This is a genomic window from Streptococcus sp. KHUD_018 (assembly GCF_054861215.1).
Genome location: NZ_CM142176.1, coordinates 1,284,360 through 1,309,398, shown reverse-complemented (window position 1 = coordinate 1,309,398; position 25,039 = coordinate 1,284,360). Strand labels below are relative to the sequence as shown.

Genomic DNA, 25,039 nt, shown 5'->3' with positions numbered 1-25,039 from the left:
ATGCAATCATCCGGCATGGGACTACCATACATTGAAATTATCATTAGAGTCGTATTATCTTTGGTCATAGGAAGTATTATTGGCTTGGAAAGAGGAAGTAAATCTCAACCAGCAGGTATTCGTACACATAGTATCGTTTGTATGGCTGCTTGTTTGATTATGATGACTAATGAATTTGTATCTTATAAGTTTGGAACAGGAGATCCGACACGTTTAGGTGCTCAAGTTATTTCTGGTGTTGGTTTTCTTGGAGCTGGAACAATTCTTATCACAGATAAAAAGAAGGTTACGGGTCTGACAACTGCAGCAGGAATCTGGGCTTCTGCAGGAATAGGTTTAGCTATTGGAGTAGGTTTTTATGAAGGTGCTCTGTTAGTAGCTATTTCTGTGTGGAGTGTGATTACTATGTTTCAGCCTTTAAAAAAATATCTTCAAAGTCGTTCAAAAGTTATTGAATTATATATTGTAGTTAAATCTACTGAGGCATATAATCGAGTATTAGTTTATTGTGCAGAAAATGGAATTCGATTGAATGATTCAAGAACTGCTTTTGGAGATGTTAATACTGAAAGAATTGAATATTTTGATGTTCCAGACAAAAGAATAGCATCATTTATGACTCTAGAACTTTCAGGTAAGTTTGAACATCTTAAACTAATGGAAGAAATAGCAGATATTGTTGGTGTTATTTATGTTGAAGAAGTTAGTTGATATAGAATAAACAAAGGGGCAGTTATTCTTGTCCCTTTGTTTTTTAGATTAAAAATTACTCAAGATTATTTTCAATGTATAAAGGTGTACATAAATGAAGGTGTATAATATTAATTTTGACTGTGGAAGAATAACGTATTTTGAATATAATTCTTTAATGCAAGTGTATAGATTTCATTCTTTTTATGATATTTGTGAAATGGTATTTTCGTCTTCTTTACCAGCTGATGATATACTAACAAAGCTTATTGATAAGGAAAAGATTATTCCGATCTTAGACTGCTATGTTCAAATGTTATTAGATACATTTATAGTTTCAATGGATTTTACCAAAAATGATTCTTTATATTTTTATGGTAAGTTATTTTCATACAAGTTTATCAGTTGTGAAGTAGAAAGAATTGTAAAGAATAAAAATTTTAATTGTCAATGTTATTTTTTTGAATCGGAAGAATAGAGTACAAAATAGAAATTTTGAAATTAAAGTTTTTGTTAAGATACATTAAAATATTTTACTAAATTCTCTTGTTAAAAAAAGTAAATATTGTATAATAATATTAGATAAATCATAAATGGAGGACTAAAGTGAAAAATTTAAACGATAAAAAGGTAACTATTTATGATATTGCACATTTATCAGGTTTTTCTCCAAAAACTGTTTCACGTGTTATTAACGGTGGTGAAAAGGTAAAAGAAGAAACTTATCGAGCTATTCAAAAAGTCATTGATGAGTTGTCGTATGTTCCAAATGCATATGCAAAAAATTTGACTAAGAAAGAAACTACAAACATTTTGATTTCCGTTAAAAAGATTGATTCTTTTCCCTTGATTTGGTTTCAAACTTTACTAGATAGAGTTCTACAAACTTGTAAAGAGTTTGGTGTAAACGCCATTGTTGAATACTTTGGTGAAGAAGATACGATTAGGAATTCAATAATTTCAAGTACAGGAAGCTTAATAGATGGAGTAATAGTATTTTATGAAAGTAAAGACGATATTCGGATTAATTATTTACAGAAGAATAATATGCCTTTTATAGTTTTTGGAGAATCTCGAACACCTGATGTTGTTTATGTATCTAATAACAATTTTCAAGCCACTTATGATATGATGGAATTAGTAACAAAAGAGAATATTAAAAGTATGTTGTTACTTATGGGAGGGGAATCTCTTGTTAATAAGGATCGTGAAAAAGGTATTCGTGCTTTTTTGACTGATAAAAATTATTTAATGGATTTGCAAGTTATTTATGGTTTAACTACAATTGATTCAGTTTATTCATATGCTATAAACTATTTAACTAAACAAAACCATCCAGATATGATATTTGTTTCTGGGGATGAGAAGGTTCAAGGGCTGATTCGTGCGTGCTATGAGAAGGGGATTATCATTCCTGATGATATTTCAATAATTGGATTCGATAATATTCCTATTTCGCAATATTATACTCCAGCTCTGTCTACTATTTCTCCTAATTATGCTATGTTAGCCCAAAAAATGATAGAAGGTGTTTTAGCAATCATTAACGGTGAAAATATAGAATCCGTTGAAATATCTTCAAAAATTATTAGAAGACAAAGCTTTTAATCGGTAAAAAATACCGATTTTTTATTTGATAAAATATTAAAATAGTAGTAGAATATAATTTATGACACCGATGTCATTTTAGGGTAGGAGGGATTAATGTCTACAATTTTTAATCATTCATTTAATAGTATTGTCGAGTTAAGGCATGTTATTTCAATATTAATCGCTTGTGCATGTGGGTGGGCAATTGGTTATGAGCGTAAGGCACGTAACAAGCAAGCAGGAGTCAAAACGCATATAATTGTTGCTTTAACGTCGGCTTTAATGATGATTCTCTCAAAAGAAGCATTTTTAGATACACCATCCTATGATACTTCTAGGGTCGCAGCTCAAATTGTTAGTGGTATTAGCTTTATAGGTGGGGGAATTATTTTTACCCGGGATAAGAAAGTTAGTGGAATTACTACTGCTGCTGGGATATGGGCTACTGCTGGTATAGGTATGGCAATTGGTGCTGATTTTTGGATATTTGGTTCCTTTTGTAGTTTCATAGTTGTTCTTGTGCAATTAGTGACACATAGTAATGGTAGAAATCATGAAATTTATCAAGCAAAGATAGTGTTAGAAACAATTGATATTTCTTTACTTGGTAAGATTTATACTAATCTAGGGAAACTTGATTTCAGAAAATATAATGTTGAATTAAAAGAACAGTCGTCTAATAATTCTTATGATATTTTGATTTCAATTGAGAATGATAAGGAAATTTCGATTATAGATATTGAGGATTTCTTACTTAATGAAGATAAAAATATAAAAATAAAAGAGTTTAAGCTAAAGAATTATATGAAGAGTTAAATTTTCTATCTAAAATTTTTATTTTTCTAGAGAAAAAATACAACTACCTTTCGTTTTTAATAGATTTAAGTTTGTAAGAGTCCGTTTGGGCTCTTTTATTCTGTGATAATTTTTTCAAATAGTATTTGTTATACTTTTTTTAATTGAGATTTATGTTGGGGGTTTGGGGGCTAGCCACCATATTTTCATATCGTTTGTCTTTTGAACAGTATGATTTGAAATGGCAAGCGATATGATTTTTGGGATATTGTGGACACAATATCTGAGCTCGCAAAGCCTTACAAAAATGTTGAATCTATTTTGAAAAACGTACTGACAGTGTCTGTAAGCTTACATTGTCAGTACAAGTATCTATGAAGGAGGAAAAGCCATATGAAAAGAGATATACGTAGTATTCGGAAACAATTTCGCTTAACAGAAACGGAGGAAAAACAAATACTAGATTTAATGAGAGAGAAAGGAGAGGATAATTTTTCTGATTTTCTTCGTAAAAGCTTACTATTGTCTGATGGACAAAAACAGATGGAAAAATGTTTCAACCTTTGGAAACAGCAAAAGTTGGAACAAATTAGCCGTGATGTTCATGAAATATTAATAATTGCTAAAATAAATCATCAGGTTACTCAAGAACATGTTTCTATTTTGTTAACTTGTATTCAGGAATTAATTAAAGAGGTAGAAAAAACAAGTCCTCTTAGTGAAAATTTTCGTAACAAATACATGAGGTAGTAGAGTGGAGCACCGATATAGAACAAATTTAAAAAAAGTCTTTTTATCTGACCTAGAATTAGTCAAATTGAATGAAAATATCTCAAAAAGTAACTGCTTATCATTCTCAGAATATGCTAGACAAACTCTACTAGATCCTGGTATGAATTTTATCACCATTGATACAAATAGTTATCAAGATTTGATTTTTGAATTAAAACGAATCGGAAATAATATTAATCAAATAGCCAGAAGCATAAATTATTCGAATTTAATAACGGAAGTTGAATTAAATGAGTTGAGAAAAGGTATAGAAGAGTTAATAGTAGAAGTGGAGAAAGATTTTCTTATTCAATCTGAAAAATTGAGGAAATTTTATGGTCATCACTAAACACTTTGCGATTCATGGAAAAAATTATCGTAGTAAACTAATCAAATATATTTTGAATCCAAGTAAAACAAAAAATCTAACACTAGTTTCAGATTTTGGTATGAGAAATTATTTAGATTTTCCTAGTTATAAAGAACTAGTGAAGATGTACAATGATAATTTTTTAAGTAATGATACTCTTTATGAATTTCGTCATGATAGGCAAGAAGTAAATCAACGAAAAATTCATTCTCATCACATCATTCAGTCCTTTTCTCCAGATGACCATCTCACTCCTGAACAAATCAATCGGATTGGTTATGAGACAGTTAAAGAGTTGACAGGAGGTAGATTTCGATTTATCGTGGCAACTCATGTCGATAAAGATCATATCCACAATCACATCATCCTAAATTCAATTGATCAGAATTCTGATAAAAAGTTTCTATGGGATTATAAGGCAGAACATAATCTACGAATGGTTTCTGATCGTCTTTCAAAAATTGCAGGGGCAAAAATTATAGAAAATCGTTATTCGCATCGTCAGTATGATGTTTATCGCAAAACAAATTACAAATATGAAATAAAACAACGAGTATATTTTCTAATCGAGAACTCGAAAAATTTTGAAGATTTCAAGAATAAAGCAAAAGCTTTACATTTAAAAATTGATTTTAGACACAAGCATGTTACTTTTTTTATGACTGATTCAAATATGAAACAAGTCGTACGTGATAGTAAATTGAGTAGAAAACAACCTTATAATGAAACTTATTTTAAGAAAAAGTTTGTTCAAAGGGAAATCATAAACATCTTAGAATTTTTACTTCCGAAAATGAAGAATATGAATGAATTGATTCAACGAGCAGAATTTTTTGGATTAAAAATAATTCCGAAAGAAAAACATGTTCAATTTAAATTTGATGAGATTAAGATTTCAGAGCAGGAATTGGTAAAAACGAATCGGTATAGTGTTAGTTATTTTCAAGACTATTTTAATAACAAAAATGAAACTGTTGTCTTAGATAATAAAAATTTAGTTGAACTTTACAATGAAGAAAAGCTAATTAAAGAAAAAGAGTTGCCGACAGAAGAGGTGGTATGGAAATCCTATCAAGATTTCAAGAGAAATAGGGATGCAGTTCATGAGTTTGAGGTAGAGTTGAATCTTAATCAAATAGAAGAAGTAGTAGACGATGGAATGTACATTAAGGTACATTTTGGCATCCGACAAGAAGGACTTATTTTTGTACCAAATATTCAAATCAATATGGAAGAAGAAAAAGTTAAAGTATTTCTCAGAGAAACTAGTTCTTACTATGTATACCATAAAGATTCAGCAGAAAAAAATCGCTTTATGAAAGGTAAAACTTTGATTAGGCAATTTAATCTTCAGTATGAACCGCAGTATATGTATAGAAGAATTCCTCTTAGCGAAATTAGAGAAAAAATAGAACAATTAGATTTTCTTATATCTGCGGAAAATAGTCCGAATGATTTCGAAGATATAACAAATGATTTCATTGCCCAAATATCATATCTAGAGAATATGATTGAACAAGTCCAAAATAAAATTGATGATTTAACTAATTTAGAGGAAGTATTGTTGAATAATACGATAAATAGTTCTAGCAATTTAGAAAATAGTATTCAAGGTAAAAGTTCAGTAGATACAATAGAGAAGGATTTATACATATATAAAGGAAAGATTGAAACACTGAAGGAACAACATAGAGAAGCAATAAATTTATTTGAAATGTTTAATAAAACAATACAGAAATATAAGAAAAAACAAAATATGAAATCTATTAAGGAAAATGAGATACATTTAGAGTAAACAGTTTCCTAAAAAGTATATATAGCATAGTTTCATGTGCCAATTTGTCACATATTTAAAAATAAGAAAATAACTATATTATACTTGTTTTAGGAGACATTGAATGTTGAAAAGGATTAGAGATTTACGCGAGGATACTGATTTGACACAAGAATATGTTGCAAAAGCAATCTTAAATTGTACAAGATCAGCGTATTCTAAAATGGAATCAGGTACCAGGTTAATCTCTATAGATGACCTTATCAAACTTGCAGATTTTTATAATGTAAGTTTAGATTACCTTGTAGGTCGAGTGGATAATAAAGAAGACCATTACTCCAAAAAGTATTAGGTTAAGAAAGCACATTGACAATTGAATAGTCCAAAATGGTACTTTCCTCATTTGTGGAGCAGATTTGAATGGCTCGCCATGATAAGAGCGATTTTAAAACCATCAATAAAATAGAGCGATACTTTATATGCCATGATACAAATGATATACAATGATACTTCTGACCGTTCAGGCTGCCACCGTAAAAGAGCAGCAAGTGAAATTCTTATGATGACTTCATCAGTCATGCCATGGAGGTGAAAAAATCTAAGAAAGGAAGTAGTAAAATCATGGAAACAGTAAACTATAAAGATTTAGTTGCGATTGGTTTTCCAGAGCACACATCGAGGAATATTATTAGACAAGCAAAAAAAATTGCTGTAAAAAAGTTTGAAGAAGCTAGAAAAAATGATAAGAATGCGGTACAATTAGGATGTTCACCTTTCGATAATAAAAGGTTAGGCATTGCTCCTAAAAATATTGTAGAAAATTTAATTGGTATTTCTTTTTCAGATATAGAAGGTGAGAAAAATGGTTATATCAAAGACAAAGAAATATAAAGGTGTATACAAAGATTCAAAAGGAAAAATTTATTTTCAAATTGAATTAGGAGTTGATCCAATAACTGGGAAAAGAATCCAAAAGAAAGGAAGGAAAAATCAACAAGGACTACCGTTTAATTCTTTTAAGGAAGCATATGAAGAGATACTTCGTTTAAAACATGAATTTGTGAACTCTACTACTAATAATAGTTTTCTAACTTTTAGAGAGTTTATGGAAGAGATTTATTTAAAATATTATCAACAAAAAGTTCAATTTGTAACTTATCAGACCGCTTTACCACATCATCAGTTATTTATTAAGCAATTTGGTACTAAAAAATTATCAGATATTAGTACTATTGACTGTGAAAGATTTCGCTTAGCTATTATAGACAAGTATTCTAGTAACTATGCTAAAAATATGTGGTCTAGATTTAAAGCATGTCTGGGCTATGCAGAAAGATTGGGTTATATTGATAGAGTTCCTTTTAAAGGATTAGATAATCCTAGAGGAAAGCACCCTGATACAAAATTTTGGACATTTGATGAATTTAAGAAGGTAATAAACTCTTTTGATATTAGTGAGTATGAGGGACTCCATAATTACATGACTATCTGGTTATATTTTATGACTGGTTTAAGAGTTAGTGAGGGTATTGCTCTTAAATGGGAAGATATTGATTTTGAACGTAAATGGATTCATGTTCATTCGACAATTGAGAAAGATAAAAACGGTGTATGGTATGCTAAACAACAAACAAAGACAATAGCAGGGGATCGTAAAATTGATTTAGATGATTTTACGATTACAATACTTAAAAAATGGCGAGAAGTTCAAATCAAGAATGATGATAAAGATTATGTAGTATCACGTTTTGGTGCCCCCTTGTGTAAGTCTACAATTTCTAGGATAATAAAAAGGCATGCTAAGATTACTGGCGTACCAGAAATTACGGGGAAAGGATTAAGACATAGTCATGCATCTTATCTTATAAATGTGTTACATAAGGATACTTTATATGTTTCATATCGATTAGGACACGCTGATAAGTCAACCACGTTGAATACATATAGTCACTGGTATTATTCAGGTGATTCAACAATTTCAGAAGAGATTACAAACAGTTTAGATAATCTTGGATTATCAATTTACCTACCAAATTCCTGCCAGAGTTGAAAATTGAGGAATTAACCCACTAATACTGGGAGAAAATAGGATTTGCAAATTGTTACTCTTAAATAATAGAGCAACTACATTTGTAGCTTAAAAAACATATAAAACCGCTATTCTTAGGAGTAGCGGTTTTTTCTTTTGGTTTAAGAAGGGGCAAAAAAGGGGCGAACTAATTATATAGTTTATCTAGGAGACAAACAAGTTTTGAATAATAGGCTTTCCATAAAAAATGATACAAGTTTTTACCCTTCAGGATTTATTTTTTTCTAGTATCATCATTCCTATGAACAGTAGAAAAGTAAGTTTTTAATTTATTGATACTCCGGATATTATAATCTCAGTATTAAAGAACTTTATTGAAAGTAATTTTCGAACGGTTTGAGATAATTTCAATGAATTTTTAATAGATAGTTCAATTTTCTTCTTGACCCTGACCTTAGGGGAGGGAGTATACTAATAGTAGATAAGAAAGGAGATTATTATGCAAATCAATATGATTCGTTCAGATAAAGTTTACCAAGAGATGCTCGAGCTTCCTTTAGAAAAGAGAGAAGGTTACTTTCGAGCTAAAATATTAGCACCTTTTGCAACCAAATACCAAACGCAACACATTCCTCTGAAAGCAAAGTATCCTGGAGGATTTGATGCTCTTTTCCTACTTGGCTTTATGAATCAGCTACCCAGCACTTTGTCAGAAAAGGATAGACCAGCTATTGATGCTCTGAGCTCTGATCAACTCTGGCAAAATTGTCAAGATACCATCAAGAGGAGTATCGATCTTTTTGAGCAAGCTGGCTATGATTTAGAAGTTGAGGATTACTATTTTACTATTTTGTTAGGCAATCCAGAAAAACCTATGCTACAGCTCAATAAGGGTTACAGCGGAGATGGAGGAATTCCAGGCTACCTCATGCTTAGTTTACTACCAAATGACTATACTTTACCCCGTGTGCAGGCAGCGTTAGCCCATGAGTGCAATCACAATGTCCGCTTTCAATTTGTCAAATGGAACCAGCAGACGACACTAGCAGACTGGGTAGTCAGTGAAGGATTGGCAGAGTCTTTTGCTGCTGAGCTCTATGGCAAAGATCTCATTGGGCCTTGGGTCACTTCAACCAGTCCAGAGCAGTTAGAAGAGATTAAGCCCATCATCTCAAGTCAGCTTCAGCTAACGGGGATGGCGGAAATGGCTCCTTATCTCTACGGTGATGAAATAGCTGAGATACAGGGGCAGATACCGGTTGGAATGCCCTATGCTGCAGGCTATGCTTATGGCTATCATCTGATACAAGCCTATCTGAAAAAAACTGGCAAGAACATTATTGAGGCTACAGTGACGCCTACAGAAGAGATTTTAGAGGCGACGAAAGACTTTTGGAAATGACACTTTTGCTTGCAAATCTGCCAGAGTTTGATATAATGTAGGTAATTTCTGGAGGTAACTATATGCACTATAAAAGAGTTGAATTAAAAGTCACAAATCAAGGTATCCATGAGCGCAAGATTTTTCAAGGTGTCAAGATTTTCAGTCGTAGCAAACTATCCAAAGATCAGAAAAACATTCTAACACAGAAGCTTTACCTGACTCCGAAGCAGAATATCGTTTACTATCAGCGAACAGATGTCAACTATGACCAGAACTGGCATCATAATAAGGACTATTATGAATTAGCTTATGGTCAGATAGACAAAGAGACGGTTTTTAAGGTTTGCCAAGATTTTGGCGACCTGAGTCCTTTTCTAGAGGATGAGCTACTGGAGAAGTTAAAAGAAAAGCAGTCAACAGGCAAATTTTTTGAAAAATTAGATATATAAAAATCCGACTGCTTTCATAAGCAGTCGGATTTCTTCTAGTTTGATAGTGCTGAAACAATACCTTAACTATCATAGCATTGGGTACATTTTTAAAAGTTGTTTTAGCTGTCTTGAGGAGCTTGATACTGATGTCCTCGAGTCGACCATAGTATACTGCCATCTATTCATCTGATGAGAGGGATTTTATCATCCAGATATTCATAGCTGGGTGGCCGGCGGCGTTAGAAAGTGGTTCTTGCAGTGATGAGAAACCATAGTGCTGATAGATTGCCACAGCCGTAGTCAGTTCAGTAGAGGTTTCTAGATAAAGCTGTTCATAACCTGCTAGGCGGGCTTCCTGGAATATCCGCTTTATCAACCGGCTGGAATAACCTTTGCCACGGCTATTTTTAGTGACATACAGTTTTTGTAATTCAGCAATCTTATCGGACACTGGTGCAAAGCCACCACAGCCAACCAGCTGTCCTTCGTATTCCAGGACAAAGTAAGCTGCTCTCTCTTGCTGTTGATAATAGTCGGCCAAATGATCTAGATGAGAATCAAAGTAGACAGTTCCTGGTTTGTCAAGCCCGAATTCTTCAAGACTAGCTCGAATGAGTTGTGCTACAGCTGGATTATCTCTTACTTCCATTGGCCGTAAGTTCATCATTTGTCCTCCGATAAGATGTATTGACTAATTAAACAATACCTTGTGCAATCATAGCGTTTGCTACGTTTTCGAAGGCAGCGATATTTGCTCCTGCAAGGTAGTCAGTACCAAGACCGTATGTTTCAGCAGTTGTTTTAGCTGTATTGAAGATATTTGTCATGATGTCTTTGAGGCGTCCATCAACTTCTTCACGGGTCCATGAAAGGCGAAGGCTGTTTTGGCTCATTTCAAGCGCTGATACAGCTACACCACCAGCGTTGGCAGCTTTGGCAGGTCCGTAAAGGATTCCGTTTTCTTTGTAGACTTTAATCGCATCAAGGTCACTAGGCATGTTAGCACCTTCAGATACACAGATAACGCCTTGAGCAACCAAACGTTTAGCTGCGTCACCATTGATTTCGTTTTGAGTCGCACATGGAAGAGCGATGTCGTAGTTACCAGCGAAAGTCCATACAGAACCTTCATGGTAAGTTGCAGTTGCTTTCTCAGCTGCATACTCAGTCAAACGAGCACGGCGTTTTTCTTTAACATCAACCAAAAGATCGAAGTCAATACCATTTTCGTCGATGACATAACCATTTGAGTCAGATACAGAGATAACAGTTGCACCGAGTTCAGTCGCTTTTTGAAGAGCGTATTGAGCTACGTTACCAGAACCTGAAATAACCACTTTCTTACCAGCAAAACTGTTACCATTAGCTTTGAGCATTTCTTCAGTATAGTAAACCAATCCATAACCAGTTGCTTCTGGACGAATCAAGCTACCACCAAATCCAAGAGGTTTACCAGTCAAGACACCCGCATCAAATTGGTTAAGACGTTTGTATTGTCCGTAAAGGTAACCAATTTCGCGTCCTCCAACACCGATATCACCAGCAGGTACGTCAAGTGATGGTCCGATGTATTTTTGCAATTCAGTCATGAAGCTTTGGCAGAAGCGCATCACTTCAGCATCAGTCTTCCCTTTAGGATCGAAGTCTGATCCACCTTTACCTCCACCGATTGGAAGTCCAGTCAAAACGTTTTTAAAGATTTGTTCGAAGCCGAGGAATTTCAAAATCCCTTGGTTTACAGTTGGGTGGAAACGAAGTCCGCCTTTATATGGTCCAACAGCTGAGTTGAATTGAACACGGTAACCACGGTTAACTTGGACTTTTCCATCACGGTCAACCCAAGGAACTCGGAAAGAAATTACGCGCTCAGGCTCAGTGATACGTGCCAAGATGTTTTCTTCGATATACTCAGGGTGTTTTTCAAAGACAGGCTCCAAGGTACTGAAGAATTCTTCAACCGCCTGGAGAAATTCAGCCTCATGCCCGTTACGAGCTTTTACAGTTTCAAACACGCTTTGGATATATTCTTTAGCAGATGTCATATCGTTCTCCTTTGTTGTTATATTTTATTACATGAGCCATTATAGCAGAATTTTTTTTGAGTGTAAAGAAAAAAACAGAAATTTTCTAAAAATTCTTTCAATTTACATTCAGTCAATACTAAGAGCATTATCAAAAAACGAACGTTTTCTCTAGAAATAACTTTCTCAAAGAGAAAAGCTTAAAGTATGGTATAATATTAGAAATAAAAGGAATCTGGAGGATTAGAATCATGGTATCAACAAAAACGCAAATAGCTAGCTTTGAGTTTGACAATTGCTTAATGAATGCAGCGGGTGTGGCTTGTATGACGATAGAGGAACTAGAAGGTGTCAAAGACTCAGCAGCAGGAACCTTTGTCACGAAGACAGCAACCTTGGACTTCCGTCAGGGAAATCCTGAACCGCGTTACCAAGATGTTCCACTTGGTTCTATCAACTCTATGGGCTTGCCAAATAATGGTTTAGATTATTATCTGGACTACCTTTTGGACTTGCAGGAAAAAGAGCCAAACCGAACCTTCTTCCTATCTCTAGTTGGCATGTCTCCAGAAGAAACACATACCATCTTGAAAAAAGTTCAAGAGAGTGAATTCAAAGGACTGACAGAGCTCAATCTCTCTTGTCCAAACGTTCCAGGAAAACCTCAGATTGCCTATGATTTTGAGACAACAGACCGTATCTTGGCAGAAGTATTTGCCTACTTTACCAAACCTCTTGGGATCAAATTGCCACCTTATTTTGATATTGTCCACTTTGACCAAGCGGCAGCTATTTTCAACAAATATCCTCTTAAGTTTGTTAACTGTGTTAACTCTATCGGAAACGGCCTTTATATAGAAGACGAGTCGGTCGTGATTCGTCCTAAAAATGGTTTTGGTGGCATTGGTGGAGAGTATATCAAACCGACTGCTCTCGCTAATGTTCATGCTTTCTATCAACGCTTAAATCCTCAAATCCAAATCATTGGAACGGGTGGTGTTCTAACGGGTCGTGATGCCTTTGAACACATCCTTTGCGGTGCTAGTATGGTGCAAGTAGGAACGACGCTCCACAAAGAAGGTGTCGGTGCTTTTGAACGCATTACCAATGAACTAAAAGCAATCATGGCAGAAAAAGGTTATGAGAACCTAGAAGATTTCCGTGGGAAATTGCGCTATATTGATTAAGTTTAATAAAAAATCAGAAGAAAGGAGAGAAGATGCTAGCCATTGAAGACAGTCAGAAGTTGACTTTATCAAGTCTATCTAGCTTGAACCTATTTACAGGGACAGACCAGGGCCAGTTTGAAGTTCTGAAGAGTCAAGTGTTGAGGCAGATTGGTTATGATCCAGCTGATCTAAACTTTGCTTACTTTGATATGAAAGAAGTAGCTTATAAAGACTTGGAGTTGGAGTTGGTCAGTCTCCCTTTCTTTGCGGATGAAAAAATCGTGATATTAGATCATTTTGTCGATATCACAACAGCCAAGAAACGCTTTTTAACAGATGATGAGCTCAAGTCATTTGAGGAATACCTTGATAATCCTTCACCGACGACTAAACTTTTGATTTTTGCAGAAGGAAAACTGGATAGCAAGAGACGATTGGTCAAACTGCTCAAGCGTGACGCGACAGTATTTGATGCTATCGAGGCTAAGGAACAAGAACTCCGCCAGTATTTCCAAAAATGGAGCCAAAAACAAGGTCTGCAGTTTGTGGGGCAATCCTTTGAAAATCTACTTATCAAATCTGGTTTTCAATTTAGTGAAATCCAGAAAAACCTCCTTTTTTTACAGTCTTATAAATCCGACGGCGTGATAGAGGAGAAGGACATTGTCGAGGCTATTCCTAAGACCTTGCAGGACAATATTTTTGATTTGACTCAGCTTATCTTGGGTAAAAAGATCGACCAGGCCCGTGACTTGGTTAGAGATTTGACCTTGCAAGGGGAAGACGAGATTAAGCTCATAGCTGTCATGTTAGGACAGTTTCGTACCTTTACCCAAGTGAAGATTTTATCAGAAGCTGGTCAGACGGAATCGCAGATTGCAAGTAGTCTGGGAACTTACTTGGGGCGCAATCCTAATCCTTATCAAATCAAGTTTGCATTGAGAGATTCGAGAGGGATTTCCTTGGCCTTTCTCAAGCGAGCGATTTCTTATTTGATTGAAACAGACTACCAGATTAAGACAGGTGTCTATGAAAAAGGCTACCTGTTTGAAAAGGCACTCTTGCAGATTGCGGCAGAAGCAAATTGAGCAAAAAACTTGAAAAAAGAGGATGATTGCGTTATCATTTTCATATAGAAAGAAAAAGAGGTATTACAGATGGCTATTATCTTACCAGACCTTCCATACGCATACGACGCCTTGGAACCATATATCGATGCAGAAACAATGCACTTGCACCATGACAAACACCACCAAACTTATGTCAACAATGCTAATGCAGCTCTTGAAAAACACCCTGAAATCGGTGAAGACCTTGAAGCTTTGCTTGCTGATGTAGAATCTATCCCAGCTGATATCCGCCAAGCGCTTATCAACAACGGTGGTGGACACTTGAACCACGCTCTTTTCTGGGAATTGATGACTCCTGAAAAGACTGCTCCTTCAGCAGAACTTGCAGCAGCAATCGATGCAACATTTGGTTCATTCGAAGAGTTCCAAGCAGCCTTTACAGCAGCAGCTACAACTCGCTTTGGTTCTGGATGGGCTTGGTTGGTTGTCAACAAAGAAGGGAAGCTTGAAGTAACTTCAACAGCAAACCAAGATACACCAATCTCAGAAGGTAAAAAACTAATCTTGGGCTTGGACGTTTGGGAACATGCTTACTACTTGAAATACCGCAATGTACGTCCTGACTACATTAAAGCTTTCTTCTCAGTCATTAACTGGAACAAAGTAAATGAGCTTTACGCAGCAGCGAAATAATGAATAGGAAGGGAAGAGTCATTCTTCTCTTTTTGGTTTGTATGGCAGAAGTCTGACAAAATCGTCAGACTTTTTTCATTTTTATGAGAAACGTGCTAACTGCTAGAAATTATGGTAAAATAGAGTGTTAAGTAATCGTGGAAAAGGAAGACTATGCGTAAAGAAATTGCACCTGAATTATACAACTATAACAAGTTTCCTGGCCCAGAATTTCAAGTAAATGGGGAAAAGGTTGAGACTGAAGGAATCGCTTTTACCTTGGTTGAAAATATCAAGGATGCCTTCGATGTGACAGTCTTTAATCAACGCTTCTCAGAAGTGTTGACCAAATTTGATTATGTCGTGGGGGACTGGAGCAATGAACAGCTCCGTCTACGTGGCTTTTACAAAGACGACCGAACAGAGGAAAAAAATGAAAAGATTAGTCGGTTACAGGACTATCTTTTGGAGTACTGTAGTTATGGTTGTGCCTATTTTGTCCTAGAAAATCAAGCACCGAAGCGGGCTTCATTTGACAAAAAAATGCGTAAAAAGGATGAGGAAAACCTTCCTAGAAGAGGAAAGAAACCTTCGCAAAACAAGAGAAAACCAAATGCGGATAAGCGAAATAGACGTCGTCATAAGGACCAAAAGTCTCAGAAAGAGGACAAGGGACAGCGCCATTTTGTCATTCGTCAGAAATAGATAGAGAATAAGGAGAAGAGATGAAACCGTCTATTTATAGTTTAACACGTCAAACCATGCAAGAATTGGTATTAGAACAGGGAGAAAAGAAATTCCGAGCAGATCAAATCTGGGAATGGCTTTACCGTAAACGTGTCCAGTCATTTGAAGAAATGACCAACCTTTCTAAAGATTTGATTGCTAAGCTCAATGAGCAGTTTGTCGTAAATCCTTTGAAACAACGCATCGTACAAGAGTCTGCTGACGGTACTGTTAAGTATCTTTTTGAGTTGCCAGATGGCATGTTGATTGAGACAGTACTCATGCGTCAACACTATGGGTTGTCAGTCTGTGTGACCACTCAGGTCGGCTGTAATATTGGTTGTACCTTCTGTGCATCAGGCTTGATTAAGAAGCAACGTGACCTTAATAACGGGGAAATCGTAGCGCAGATTATGCTAGTTCAGAAATACTTTGATGAACGTGGTCAGGATGAACGTGTCAGCCATATCGTTGTCATGGGAATTGGTGAACCATTTGATAACTACAACAATGTTTTGAATTTTGTTCGTACCATCAATGATGACAAGGGGATGGCAATCGGTGCTCGTCACATCACTGTTTCTACCTCAGGTTTGGCTCATAAAATTCGTGACTTTGCTAATGAAGGAGTTCAGGTTAATCTGGCTGTTTCTCTTCACGCACCCAACAATGAATTGCGCTCAAGCATCATGAAGATTAACCGTGCCTTCCCAATTGAAAAACTCTTTGCAGCTATTGAGTACTATATCGAAACAACCAACCGCCGTGTGACCTTTGAATATATCATGCTCAATGAAGTCAACGATGGTGTAGAACAAGCCTTGGAATTGGCTGAATTGCTCAAGAACATCAAGAAATTGTCTTATGTAAACTTAATTCCTTATAACCCAGTTAGTGAACACGACCAGTATAGCCGTAGTCCCAAAGAGCGCGTGATGGCCTTCTACGATACCCTCAAGAAAAAAGGGGTCAACTGTGTTGTCCGTCAAGAGCATGGTACAGATATTGATGCAGCTTGTGGACAATTGCGCTCCAATACAATGAAACGTGACCGCCAGAAGGCAGTCGCAGCGGTAAATCCATAAAATGACTAAAAAAAGAGAATCAATCTTAAGATTGGGAGTGGCTATTTACAGCCTTTGCATTGTCTGTTTTTGCTTTACTCCCCAACCTCAACTTCCTACAGGAGTGGAAACTCCAGGTATTCAAACTTTTGGACGCCTGGTTTTTCTTTTAACTCCCTTTAACTCCCTTTGGAATCTGGGTGAAGTGACAAGTTTGGGACAAGTCCTTTGGATCTTTTTGCAGAACATTTTAAATGTCTTCTTACTCTTCCCTCTAGTCTTTCAACTGATCTATCTCTGTCCAAACTTGCGGCAAACGAAAAAAATCCTCCTTCTCAGCTTTCTACTAAGTCTAGGAATTGAGTGTACGCAGCTGGTCTTAGATTTTTTCTTTGATTTTAATCGCGTCTTTGAGATTGATGATTTGTGGACCAATACCCTGGGAGGCTATCTGGCTTGGCTTCTCTATAAAGGACTGCATAAAAATAAGATAAGGAATTAGAATGAGTATTTTAGAAGTTAAAAATTTGAGTCACGGTTTTGGTGACCGTGCAATTTTTGAAGATGTGTCCTTCCGTCTCCTCAAGGGAGAACATATCGGTCTAGTCGGTGCCAATGGTGAGGGAAAATCAACCTTTATGAGTATTGTGACTGGTAAGATGTTACCTGACGAAGGAAAGGTGGAGTGGTCTAAGTATGTGACTGCTGGCTATCTGGATCAGCATGCTGTGCTAAAGGAAGGTCAAACCGTGCGTGATGTCTTGCGGACGGCCTTTGATGAGTTATTTAAAGCAGAAGCTCGTATCAATGACCTCTATATGGAAATGGCCGAAGACGGAGCGGATATCGATGCACTCATGGAAGAAGTTGGCGAACTACAAGATCGTTTGGAGAGTCGAGATTTCTATACCTTGGATGCTAAGATTGATGAAGTAGCGCGTGCTCTCGGTGTTATGGACTATAGCATGGATACGGATGTAACAGCCTTGTCAGGTGGACAAAGAACCAAGGTCCTTTTGGCTAAACTGCTTCTTGAAAAGCCAGATATCTTGTTGCTTGACGAGCCAACTAACTACTTGGATGCTGAACACATTGACTGGCTCAAGCGTTATCTCCAAAACTATGAGAATGCCTTTGTCCTTATTTCGCATGATATTCCTTTCCTCAACGACGTAATCAATATCGTCTATCATGTTGAAAATCAACAGCTGACGCGTTACTCTGGTGACTATTACCAGTTCCAAGAAGTCTATGCTATGAAAAAATCTCAGTTGGAAGCGGCCTATGAACGTCAACAGAAAGAGATTGCAGACCTCAAGGACTTTGTAGCTCGAAACAAAGCGCGTGTTGCAACACGAAATACGGCCATGTCCCGTCAAAAGAAACTTGATAAGATGGATATTATCGAACTGCAAAGTGAGAAACCAAAACCATCCTTTGATTTCAAACCAGCTCGTACGCCAGGACGCTTTATCTTCCAAGCCAAGGACTTGCAGATTGGCTATGACCGTCCCCTTACCAAGCCCTTAAACCTTACTTTTGAACGCAATCAAAAGGTTGCCATTATCGGGGCAAATGGTATTGGGAAAACAACTCTCTTGAAGAGTCTCTTAGGTATTATTCCACCGATCGCTGGAGAAGTCGAACGAGGTGACTACTTAGAACTTGGTTACTTTGAGCAGGAAGTAGAAGGAGGCAACCGTCAAACACCACTAGAGGCTGTTTGGAATGCTTTTCCTGCCCTTAACCAAGCAGAAGTCCGTGCGGCTCTTGCCCGTTGTGGTTTGACAACTAAGCACATCGAAAGCCAAATTCAGGTCTTGTCAGGTGGGGAACAAGCCAAGGTGCGTTTCTGTCTCTTGATGAATCGTGAAAACAACGTTTTAGTACTTGACGAGCCGACCAACCACCTGGATGTGGATGCTAAGGACGAACTCAAACGTGCTCTGAAAGAGTATAAGGGTTCAATCCTCATGGTTTGCCACGAGCCAGACTTTTATGAAGGCTGGATGGACCAAATCTGGGACTTTAACAAGCTAACTTAAAAATGAGAAAAAAAAGAAATACAGTACCAGCGATTGATACTGTATTTTTTAGGTTATTTAGGATTTAAAATCATAATCCTTCACTACTTCGATGCTATCGATAGTAATAGCAGTCGTTGGCTTGTCTTTTTCATCTTTTTCAGCCTTGGCAATCTTGTCAACAACATCCATACCGTCAATCACTTGACCAAAGACAGGGTGTTTGCCGTCTAGACTTGGATTTCCACCCTCTTTATAGGCTTCGATGATTTTCTTTGGATACTTGCTAGTAGGAAGTTTAGCAGAAATATCTGTTGAGTTTTGGTTGATGAAGAACTGGCTACCGTTGGTGTTTAGTTGACCAGTGTTAGCCATAGCAAGGGCTCCTCGGATATTGTATAGGTAAGGAGAGATTTCATTTTTGAAACCAGTTCCCTTGTCCTTTGTTCTATCCTTATCATGCCAGATAGATTGGCCTCCTGTACCATCTCCCTTAGGATCTCCAGTTTGGATCATAAAGCCATCGATGACACGGTGGAAGGTGATGCCGTTATAATAGCCTTCTTTAGCATGAGTAAGGAAATTTTCAACTGCTAGAGGAGCTAATTTAGGGAAGAGTTTAATACGAATATCACCCTGACTTGTGTGTAGAACCGCTTCGGCTTCATCTTCAGCAACTTCTTTAGAAAGTTGAGGGAAGTTGGCATTTTCATTGGTTAAAGCGTCATTCAAATCTTTGGCAGCCTGGGCAGCTGCTTTAGAGCTTTCTTCAGCAGAGATACTGGAGTCAACATAGTCATCACCACGGAGACCACGTTGGATACTAGTACATCCAGCAAGGGCTACCGTTGATAGTAAAAGAAGGGTTGCTAGTTTTTTCATTGTTAACCTCTCAAAAATTCATTTCTACCATTGTACCTTAAAAGGAGCTTGATTTCAAATGTAAAAGATAAGGCAAGTTTTCAGAAAATAAATCTGCAGACTGCTTGTTTAGAGATTTTTCTTTGGATGACGGTCGATAATTTCCTGATATTGCTCCAGTATCTGTTCCCCCTTTGGAGTCAATTTGTAGCCCCGAATAGAAAAGTGACTAGTTAATTCCTCTTCTGATAAGTTTTCATGAAGAGCTTGATCAAGATCAGCCGCTTTCATCTTAGAAAGTCCTGTAACTCCCTTACTTTTGAGGATATTCTTTTTCATTGTAGCATTCAGATGGTCGAGTGAATCGAAGGCGGTTTCGATAATAGTATAGCCTTTTTCTACCAGACTGCTTAGATGTTTTGGTGCATCAATGCCATAAGTGTACTCGAAATATTTAGGAAACCAGGTCTCAAAAAGAATTATGCTTCCTCTTTCTGTCTGAGTTCAAAGAGGTCTTCTACTTTCAGATTAAAAACTTGAGCAATTTTAAGAGCCATTTCCAGCGAAGGATTGTAACGGTTATTTTCCAAGTGTAGAATTGTCTCACGTCGCATGCCTATGAGGTCGGCTAACTCTTGCTGGGTCATGCCTGTGGACTCACGAACAGATTTGAGATTAGTAATAATCTTGCTTTCTTTGGCCATGCTTATCCTCTACGTTCCAAGATAAAATAGACAACCGCAAAGATGCAAATCAAGGCAGCTATGCTAATAAAGATCTGGCCCATGTAAAGAGTAAGAGACCCCATATACCCAATGATAACTGCTAGGATCATCAGTGCACCTAGTATAAAAACAAACATCAAGCTAGCTGCCTTGGCTAAATTAGCATAAAAGCGTTCGTCCGGAGTTTCCTTGACATTTTTCAAACAGAAAAAACCAAATACAATCACTTCAATAACGAGGCCAATTCCCAAAATCCATTCTTTAATACCAGAACTTTCGCTTGGGGTCGCAACCCAAATCCCTACTGTATAAAAAATGCTTGCTGCAAACAAAAGTATCGTGTAAAACTTAGCAGACAAGTCAAAAATAGTCTTTCCTTTACCTTTCTGACTCTTATGAGGCCATGGTTTCATATGTAGCCAGCCCCAAATAGCTATAATCTGCCCTAACACTGAAATACCAGTAATAACTAACTTGGGTCCCCAACTAAGATTAGAACCAAATAAAACAGTAAAATCAATAAAGAGAGCTGCGGAAATCATTGTAATGAGGCCACCCGTTTTTTGACTTTTTTTCATGATAGACTCCTTTCCTTATGTTAGAAATATTTAACAATCTTTATGTTATAAATATATCACACTTCAATTTGGAAAGCAAGAATTTATCTGTCAATGAGGCAATTATTTGAAAAAATTTTTTAATAAAAGCCCTTGCTAGTTAAACAACTAAAGAATTTTTTGAAGCAATGCATCGGATTTGGTTTGGATAGTTTCGTTAATAATATTTGATGATAAAGAATTTTGGGAAAATCTAGATACTGTATGAATCTCTACTTTTTTTAGACTGTTATTAAGTCTGTCAGAATAAGCATTGTAGGTGTAGAAGTTAATTTTTACAGAATTAAATTATTCCCCTATTTAGAATCTATTAATTCATATTTTATAAATTAATTAGTAGATATTGTTCTTAAAATCCTTGATATTTCGCTGTTTTTAGTCCAATTGAAATCTATACTTTCCAAACCAAGTCTTAAGAAAGCTCGCAAAGCTAGCCAGTTCTCTAAACGTTAAGAACTAGCTACAATACAGCATTTACAACACTTCATATATCACACCATTCAATTAAAAGTTATTCAAATTAGATGAAAATTTATTTTCTGAAAAATCGGGAAAAGGTTGATTTTAAGTGGATTTTGAAATATATTCAAATTGGAGTTTTAAAAACCAGCTTTCGGTGGTAAAAGTACCAAAGTTGATTCTCCAAAGGAGGATAATATCACCTGCCAGAAGATTGTCTTCTATTTCATTTTGGGACAAACTTGGGATTTAGTAGCCAAGTCTCGATATCACGATCAGGAGAGATGTAAGGCTTAACCTGATGGTCTTTGTAAATGTTCTCTAGACTAGTATTCATAAAGTTTCTCTTTCTAATTTATCCCTATTAATCTAATAAATTTCTAAAAAAATAAAAATTTTAAACTCTGTCAAGTTTTTTTCTTGACACCTGTCAGAAATCTGCTATAATAGAACATGTGCTAAATAGCTTAGCTATTTCACCGAAATAAAAAAATAAGAAAAGAGACATTAAAAAATGGCAGTTAAAATCCGTTTGACTCGTATGGGTTCTAAGAAAAAACCTTTCTACCGTATCAACGTAGCAGACTCACGTTCACCACGTGACGGACGTTTCATCGAAACAGTTGGTACTTACAACCCACTTGTTGCTGAAAACCAAGTAACTTTGAAAGAAGACCGCGTTCTTGCATGGTTGGCTGATGGAGCTCAACCTTCAGATACAGTTCGCAACATCCTTTCAAAAGAAGGCGTATTGAAAAAATTCCACGATTCTAAATTCTCAAAATAAGTTTAAAGTAGGTTGACAGATGGATACGATTGAAAATCTCATTATTGCGATTGTGAAACCTTTGATTTCACAACCTGATGCCTTAACTATCAAGATTGAAGACACACCAGAGTTTTTGGAGTATCACTTGGATCTTGACCAAAGCGATGTCGGTCGTGTTATCGGTCGTAAGGGTCGCACTATCTCAGCGATAAGAACGATTGTCTACTCTGTCCCAACTGAAGACAAAAAAGTAAGAATCGTTATCGATGAAAAATAATCAAAAGAGCGGGACAGATGTCTCGCTTTTTTTGTGGAGAGCAGAGGATGAAAGATTTAACGTTTAGACAATTACAAGCCTATTTACTCGAACATTACCAGCAGTCTCGAACTGAGGAAGGCCTCTTTATCAAGTTAGTGGAGGAAGTCGGAGAGGTAGCAGAGGTCTTGAATGGACGCTCCGGTCGAAAAGAGGGTGTTCAGGACTCGAACGAGGAACTAGCCAAAGAATTGGCTGATATTATTCACTACACTGTCGCCATTGCAGCTATTAATGACATAGACCTAACCAAAACCATCTTTGACAAAGATAAGAAGGCTGCCATTAAATATCAGCATGAAAGAGATTTGGAAGGATTTTTGGAAAGAAAGCATCCATGATAGTAGCCTTTTTCTGCAACTTGTGAAAATCTCTGGAACGTGTTAAAATAAAGGATAGAAATAGATACAGGAGACAAGATGAACTACTTTAATGTTGGGAAAATCGTCAATACACAGGGTCTACAAGGTGAGATGCGTGTCTTGTCTGTGACGGATTTTGCTGAAGAACGCTTTAAAAAAGGGGCAGAGCTGGCTTTATTTGATGAAAAAGATCAGTTTGTTCAAACAGTGACCATCGCTAGCCACCGTAAACAGAAGAATTTTGACATTATCAAATTCAAAGATATGTACCATATCAATGCGATTGAGAAGTACAAGGGTTATAGTCTCAAGGTTGCTGAGGAAGATTTGAATGACTTAGATGATGGTGAATTCTACTATCACGAGATTATCGGTTTGGATGTTTACGAGGGAGACACCTTGATAGGAACTATCAAGGAGATTCTACAACCAGGTGCCAATGATGTCTGGGTGGTTAAGAGAAAAGGTAAGCGTGATTTGCTTTTACCTTACATACCACCAGTAGTTCTCAATGTTGATATTCCAAACAAACGGGTTGATGTGGAAATCTTAGAAGGACTAGATGATGAAGATTGATATTTTAACCCTCTTTCCTGAGATGTTTTCTCCGCTAGAGCACTCGATTGTTGGGAAGGCTCGAGAAAAAGGGCTCTTGGATATCCAGTATCATAATTTTCGAGAATACGCTGAAAAGGCCCGTCATGTTGACGATGAGCCTTACGGAGGCGGTCAGGGGATGTTGCTCCGTGCCCAACCCATTTTCGATGCCTTTGATGCCATTGAAAAGAAAAATCCCCGTGTCATCCTCCTTGATCCTGCTGGAAAACAGTTTGATCAGGCTTATGCTGAAGATTTGGCTCAAGAAGAGGAACTGATCTTTATCTGCGGACACTACGAGGGTTATGATGAGCGTATCAAGACCTTGGTAACCGATGAGATTTCTCTAGGAGACTATGTCTTGACTGGTGGTGAATTGGCGGCTATGACTATGATTGATGCGACTGTTCGCTTGATTCCAGAAGTGATTGGCAAGGAGTCTAGTCACCAGGACGATAGTTTTTCTTCGGGATTGCTCGAATATCCCCAATACACACGTCCTTATGACTATCGAGGCATGGTGGTGCCAGATGTGCTTATGAGTGGGCACCATGAGAAGATTCGCCAGTGGCGACTTTACGAAAGTCTAAAGAAAACCTACCAGCGCAGACCGGACCTATTAGAAAATTACCAACTAACAGCAGAAGAAGAAAAAATGCTGGCTGAAATCAAAGAAAACAAAGAATAAAGGAGAACCTTATGCAAGTAATCAAACGTAACGGAGAAGTTGCAGACTTTGATCCAGATAAAATCTACCAAGCTGTTCTAAAAGCGGCTCAGACAGTTTATGTTTTGACAGATGACCTACGTCAAAACCTAGCTCAGGTCACTAAAAAAGTAGTCTTGGACTTGGAAGAAGCAAAAGTGGAACGTGCGACCATTAGTATGATCCAATCAATGGTTGAAAATCGTTTGTTGGGAGCAGGATATATCACCATCGCAGAACACTACATTTCTTACCGATTACAACGCGATTTGGAGAGAAGTGGTTACGGAGACCATATCGCAGTCCACCTGCATTTTGAACAAATTCGTTAAGAAAAAGAGTGGGATGAAAAGCATCTCACTCTTTCTTAAATAGACTTTTCTGAGCTTTTTGTACAGTTGAGGGAACGAAACGAAGTCGCTTAATGTCACTGATACGAATGATTCGAGTTACGTTTTTTGAAAAATTTTTGACGATAATTTGTTGGCGACTGGTATCATATTTGACGATATCACCAGTGAAGCTTGTTTCAGCTAGTATGACATGAACAGCAGTTTTTTTCTGGATGGCTTGTTCAATTGTAGCAATGAGGGAGTCGTTTTCAGAATAATCTCGTTCATCCTGTCCACTGAGAAAGTCTTGTATCTTATCTAAGACATGCTTGAATGTATATCTCATAGGCTTCTCCCCTCTTATATAACCATATTATATAAAATTTTCCTAAAATCTACAAGATTTTACGAATAGACTATAGAAAGCATATCACGTAAAGGAGTTAAAATGGCAGAATTTACATTTGAAATCGAAGAACACTTACTGACCTTGTCTGAAAATGAGAAAGGATGGACCAAGGAATTAAACCGAGTCAGCTTTAATGGAGCACCAGCAAAGTTTGATATTCGTTCTTGGAGCCCTGATCATACCAAAATGGGCAAAGGAATCACTCTTTCAAATGAAGAATTTCAGGTAATGGTCGATGCCTTTAAAGGCAATTAGTAAAAGGATGTTGAGTTTTGGACTCAATATCCTTTTTATTGTTCACCAGAG

32 protein-coding genes and 1 pseudogene are annotated in these 25,039 nt (G+C 36.7%); 25 read left to right on the top strand and 8 right to left on the bottom strand.

Features of this window, described 5'->3' with window-relative positions; all coding sequences use genetic code 11:
- The 11 genes from ACVBD2_RS06645 to ACVBD2_RS06595 all read left to right on the top strand — a co-directional run bounded on the left by ACVBD2_RS06645 (nt 1) and on the right by ACVBD2_RS06595 (nt 9,852).
- Nucleotides 1–711 carry an MgtC/SapB family protein gene (locus tag ACVBD2_RS06645; RefSeq protein WP_250316018.1) on the top strand — a complete coding sequence of 237 codons (711 nt, stop codon included), beginning with the start codon at nt 1–3 and terminating at the stop codon, nt 709–711.
- 585 nt (nt 712–1,296) lie between these two features.
- Nucleotides 1,297–2,298: a LacI family DNA-binding transcriptional regulator gene (locus tag ACVBD2_RS06640; protein WP_461685455.1), complete on the top strand. Its 1,002-nt coding sequence runs from the start codon at nt 1,297–1,299 to the stop codon at nt 2,296–2,298.
- A 96-nt stretch (nt 2,299–2,394) separates the two neighbouring features.
- Nucleotides 2,395–3,096 (top strand): MgtC/SapB family protein, encoded by a 702-nt coding sequence (locus ACVBD2_RS06635; RefSeq protein WP_461685454.1) that lies wholly within the window; start codon nt 2,395–2,397, stop codon nt 3,094–3,096.
- Between the two features lie 372 nt (nt 3,097–3,468).
- Nucleotides 3,469–3,825, top strand: coding sequence for an SAG1252 family conjugative relaxosome accessory protein (locus ACVBD2_RS06630; protein ID WP_000817504.1), 357 nt, complete (start codon nt 3,469–3,471; stop codon nt 3,823–3,825).
- 4 nt (nt 3,826–3,829) lie between these two features.
- On the top strand, nt 3,830–4,195 hold the full coding sequence (locus tag ACVBD2_RS06625; protein WP_461685453.1) for a MobC family plasmid mobilization relaxosome protein: 366 nt from the start codon (nt 3,830–3,832) through the stop codon (nt 4,193–4,195).
- Nucleotides 4,182–6,011, top strand: coding sequence for an SAG1250 family conjugative relaxase (locus tag ACVBD2_RS06620; RefSeq protein WP_223140871.1), 1,830 nt, complete (start codon nt 4,182–4,184; stop codon nt 6,009–6,011). Before ACVBD2_RS06625 ends, ACVBD2_RS06620 begins: the two co-directional genes overlap by 14 nt.
- Nucleotides 6,012–6,114: 103 nt before the next feature.
- Nucleotides 6,115–6,342 (top strand): helix-turn-helix domain-containing protein, encoded by a 228-nt coding sequence (locus ACVBD2_RS06615; RefSeq protein ID WP_000919634.1) that lies wholly within the window; start codon nt 6,115–6,117, stop codon nt 6,340–6,342.
- A 269-nt stretch (nt 6,343–6,611) separates the two neighbouring features.
- On the top strand, nt 6,612–6,881 hold the full coding sequence (locus tag ACVBD2_RS06610) for a DUF3173 family protein (protein WP_000450956.1): 270 nt from the start codon (nt 6,612–6,614) through the stop codon (nt 6,879–6,881).
- Nucleotides 6,853–8,040: a tyrosine-type recombinase/integrase gene (locus tag ACVBD2_RS06605; RefSeq protein WP_461685452.1), complete on the top strand. Its 1,188-nt coding sequence runs from the start codon at nt 6,853–6,855 to the stop codon at nt 8,038–8,040. The genes ACVBD2_RS06610 and ACVBD2_RS06605 overlap by 29 nt, the downstream gene beginning before the upstream one ends.
- Nucleotides 8,041–8,518: 478 nt before the next feature.
- Nucleotides 8,519–9,421, top strand: a complete 903-nt coding sequence (locus ACVBD2_RS06600) for a DUF2268 domain-containing putative Zn-dependent protease (RefSeq protein WP_461685451.1) — start codon at nt 8,519–8,521, stop codon at nt 9,419–9,421.
- Between the two features lie 62 nt (nt 9,422–9,483).
- Nucleotides 9,484–9,852, top strand: a complete 369-nt coding sequence (locus tag ACVBD2_RS06595) for an EXLDI protein (protein WP_461685450.1) — start codon at nt 9,484–9,486, stop codon at nt 9,850–9,852.
- Between the two features lie 160 nt (nt 9,853–10,012).
- Here ACVBD2_RS06595 and ACVBD2_RS06590 read toward each other — a convergent pair whose 3' ends face one another.
- Both ACVBD2_RS06590 and gdhA read right to left on the bottom strand, forming a co-directional pair.
- On the bottom strand, nt 10,013–10,498 hold the full coding sequence (locus ACVBD2_RS06590; RefSeq protein WP_461686297.1) for a GNAT family N-acetyltransferase: 486 nt from the start codon (nt 10,496–10,498) through the stop codon (nt 10,013–10,015).
- A gap of 31 nt (nt 10,499–10,529) precedes the next feature.
- Complete coding sequence (gdhA, locus tag ACVBD2_RS06585; RefSeq protein ID WP_461685449.1) at nt 10,530–11,876, bottom strand: NADP-specific glutamate dehydrogenase; 1,347 nt, start codon at nt 11,874–11,876, stop codon at nt 10,530–10,532.
- Between the two features lie 230 nt (nt 11,877–12,106).
- Between gdhA and ACVBD2_RS06580 the strand changes: the two genes are divergently transcribed.
- The 7 genes from ACVBD2_RS06580 to ACVBD2_RS06550 all read left to right on the top strand — a co-directional run bounded on the left by ACVBD2_RS06580 (nt 12,107) and on the right by ACVBD2_RS06550 (nt 18,601).
- Nucleotides 12,107–13,042 carry a dihydroorotate oxidase gene (locus ACVBD2_RS06580; RefSeq protein WP_000255190.1) on the top strand — a complete coding sequence of 312 codons (936 nt, stop codon included), beginning with the start codon at nt 12,107–12,109 and terminating at the stop codon, nt 13,040–13,042.
- 32 nt (nt 13,043–13,074) lie between these two features.
- Entirely contained in the window at nt 13,075–14,112 is a 1,038-nt protein-coding gene (gene holA, locus ACVBD2_RS06575) for a DNA polymerase III subunit delta (protein ID WP_000879626.1), read from the top strand.
- A gap of 69 nt (nt 14,113–14,181) precedes the next feature.
- The gene (gene sodA, locus ACVBD2_RS06570) at nt 14,182–14,787 is read left to right on the top strand and encodes a superoxide dismutase SodA (protein WP_461685448.1); all 606 of its coding nucleotides are present in this window, start codon (nt 14,182–14,184) and stop codon (nt 14,785–14,787) included.
- A gap of 153 nt (nt 14,788–14,940) precedes the next feature.
- Complete coding sequence (locus tag ACVBD2_RS06565) at nt 14,941–15,471, top strand: YutD family protein (protein ID WP_173258023.1); 531 nt, start codon at nt 14,941–14,943, stop codon at nt 15,469–15,471.
- A gap of 20 nt (nt 15,472–15,491) precedes the next feature.
- Nucleotides 15,492–16,577 carry a dual-specificity RNA methyltransferase RlmN gene (rlmN, locus tag ACVBD2_RS06560; protein WP_461685447.1) on the top strand — a complete coding sequence of 362 codons (1,086 nt, stop codon included), beginning with the start codon at nt 15,492–15,494 and terminating at the stop codon, nt 16,575–16,577.
- Nucleotide 16,578: 1 nt separating this feature from the next.
- Nucleotides 16,579–17,058: a VanZ family protein gene (locus ACVBD2_RS06555; RefSeq protein WP_461685446.1), complete on the top strand. Its 480-nt coding sequence runs from the start codon at nt 16,579–16,581 to the stop codon at nt 17,056–17,058.
- 1 nt (nt 17,059) lies between these two features.
- Nucleotides 17,060–18,601 carry an ABC-F family ATP-binding cassette domain-containing protein gene (locus ACVBD2_RS06550; protein WP_461685445.1) on the top strand — a complete coding sequence of 514 codons (1,542 nt, stop codon included), beginning with the start codon at nt 17,060–17,062 and terminating at the stop codon, nt 18,599–18,601.
- 57 nt (nt 18,602–18,658) lie between these two features.
- Here the strand turns inward: ACVBD2_RS06550 and ACVBD2_RS06545 are convergent, their stop codons facing one another.
- The 5 genes and pseudogenes from ACVBD2_RS06545 to ACVBD2_RS06525 form a co-directional block, all read right to left on the bottom strand.
- Nucleotides 18,659–19,462 (bottom strand): peptidylprolyl isomerase, encoded by an 804-nt coding sequence (locus ACVBD2_RS06545; RefSeq protein WP_461685444.1) that lies wholly within the window; start codon nt 19,460–19,462, stop codon nt 18,659–18,661.
- Nucleotides 19,463–19,570: 108 nt separating this feature from the next.
- The gene (locus tag ACVBD2_RS06540) at nt 19,571–19,780 is read right to left on the bottom strand and encodes a hypothetical protein (RefSeq protein WP_461685443.1); all 210 of its coding nucleotides are present in this window, start codon (nt 19,778–19,780) and stop codon (nt 19,571–19,573) included.
- Between the two features lie 140 nt (nt 19,781–19,920).
- Nucleotides 19,921–20,145 carry a helix-turn-helix transcriptional regulator gene (locus ACVBD2_RS06535; protein WP_001041097.1) on the bottom strand — a complete coding sequence of 75 codons (225 nt, stop codon included), beginning with the start codon at nt 20,143–20,145 and terminating at the stop codon, nt 19,921–19,923.
- A gap of 2 nt (nt 20,146–20,147) precedes the next feature.
- Nucleotides 20,148–20,744 carry a hypothetical protein gene (locus ACVBD2_RS06530; protein ID WP_143989706.1) on the bottom strand — a complete coding sequence of 199 codons (597 nt, stop codon included), beginning with the start codon at nt 20,742–20,744 and terminating at the stop codon, nt 20,148–20,150.
- 603 nt (nt 20,745–21,347) lie between these two features.
- A pseudogene (locus ACVBD2_RS06525) lies at nt 21,348–21,579 on the bottom strand (hypothetical protein).
- Between the two features lie 177 nt (nt 21,580–21,756).
- Between ACVBD2_RS06525 and rpsP the strand changes: the two are divergent.
- From rpsP to ACVBD2_RS06495, 6 genes are all read left to right on the top strand, one after another.
- On the top strand, nt 21,757–22,029 hold the full coding sequence (gene rpsP / locus ACVBD2_RS06520) for a 30S ribosomal protein S16 (protein WP_000268760.1): 273 nt from the start codon (nt 21,757–21,759) through the stop codon (nt 22,027–22,029).
- Between the two features lie 19 nt (nt 22,030–22,048).
- Nucleotides 22,049–22,288: an RNA-binding protein KphA gene (gene kphA / locus ACVBD2_RS06515; protein ID WP_000379617.1), complete on the top strand. Its 240-nt coding sequence runs from the start codon at nt 22,049–22,051 to the stop codon at nt 22,286–22,288.
- Between the two features lie 47 nt (nt 22,289–22,335).
- On the top strand, nt 22,336–22,668 hold the full coding sequence (locus tag ACVBD2_RS06510; RefSeq protein WP_461685442.1) for a MazG nucleotide pyrophosphohydrolase domain-containing protein: 333 nt from the start codon (nt 22,336–22,338) through the stop codon (nt 22,666–22,668).
- 78 nt (nt 22,669–22,746) lie between these two features.
- Nucleotides 22,747–23,265, top strand: a complete 519-nt coding sequence (gene rimM, locus ACVBD2_RS06505) for a ribosome maturation factor RimM (protein ID WP_461685441.1) — start codon at nt 22,747–22,749, stop codon at nt 23,263–23,265.
- Nucleotides 23,255–23,974: a tRNA (guanosine(37)-N1)-methyltransferase TrmD gene (gene trmD, locus ACVBD2_RS06500; RefSeq protein ID WP_000686935.1), complete on the top strand. Its 720-nt coding sequence runs from the start codon at nt 23,255–23,257 to the stop codon at nt 23,972–23,974. The genes rimM and trmD overlap by 11 nt, the downstream gene beginning before the upstream one ends.
- 11 nt (nt 23,975–23,985) lie before the next feature.
- The gene (locus ACVBD2_RS06495) at nt 23,986–24,324 is read left to right on the top strand and encodes an ATP cone domain-containing protein (RefSeq protein WP_001196053.1); all 339 of its coding nucleotides are present in this window, start codon (nt 23,986–23,988) and stop codon (nt 24,322–24,324) included.
- A gap of 25 nt (nt 24,325–24,349) precedes the next feature.
- Here ACVBD2_RS06495 and ACVBD2_RS06490 read toward each other — a convergent pair whose 3' ends face one another.
- Nucleotides 24,350–24,670 (bottom strand): hypothetical protein, encoded by a 321-nt coding sequence (locus ACVBD2_RS06490; protein WP_461685440.1) that lies wholly within the window; start codon nt 24,668–24,670, stop codon nt 24,350–24,352.
- Between the two features lie 102 nt (nt 24,671–24,772).
- On the opposite strand from ACVBD2_RS06490, the gene ACVBD2_RS06485 reads away from it, so the two are divergent.
- Nucleotides 24,773–24,988 (top strand): YdbC family protein, encoded by a 216-nt coding sequence (locus tag ACVBD2_RS06485; protein WP_084948770.1) that lies wholly within the window; start codon nt 24,773–24,775, stop codon nt 24,986–24,988.
- Nucleotides 24,989–25,039 lie beyond the last annotated feature (51 nt).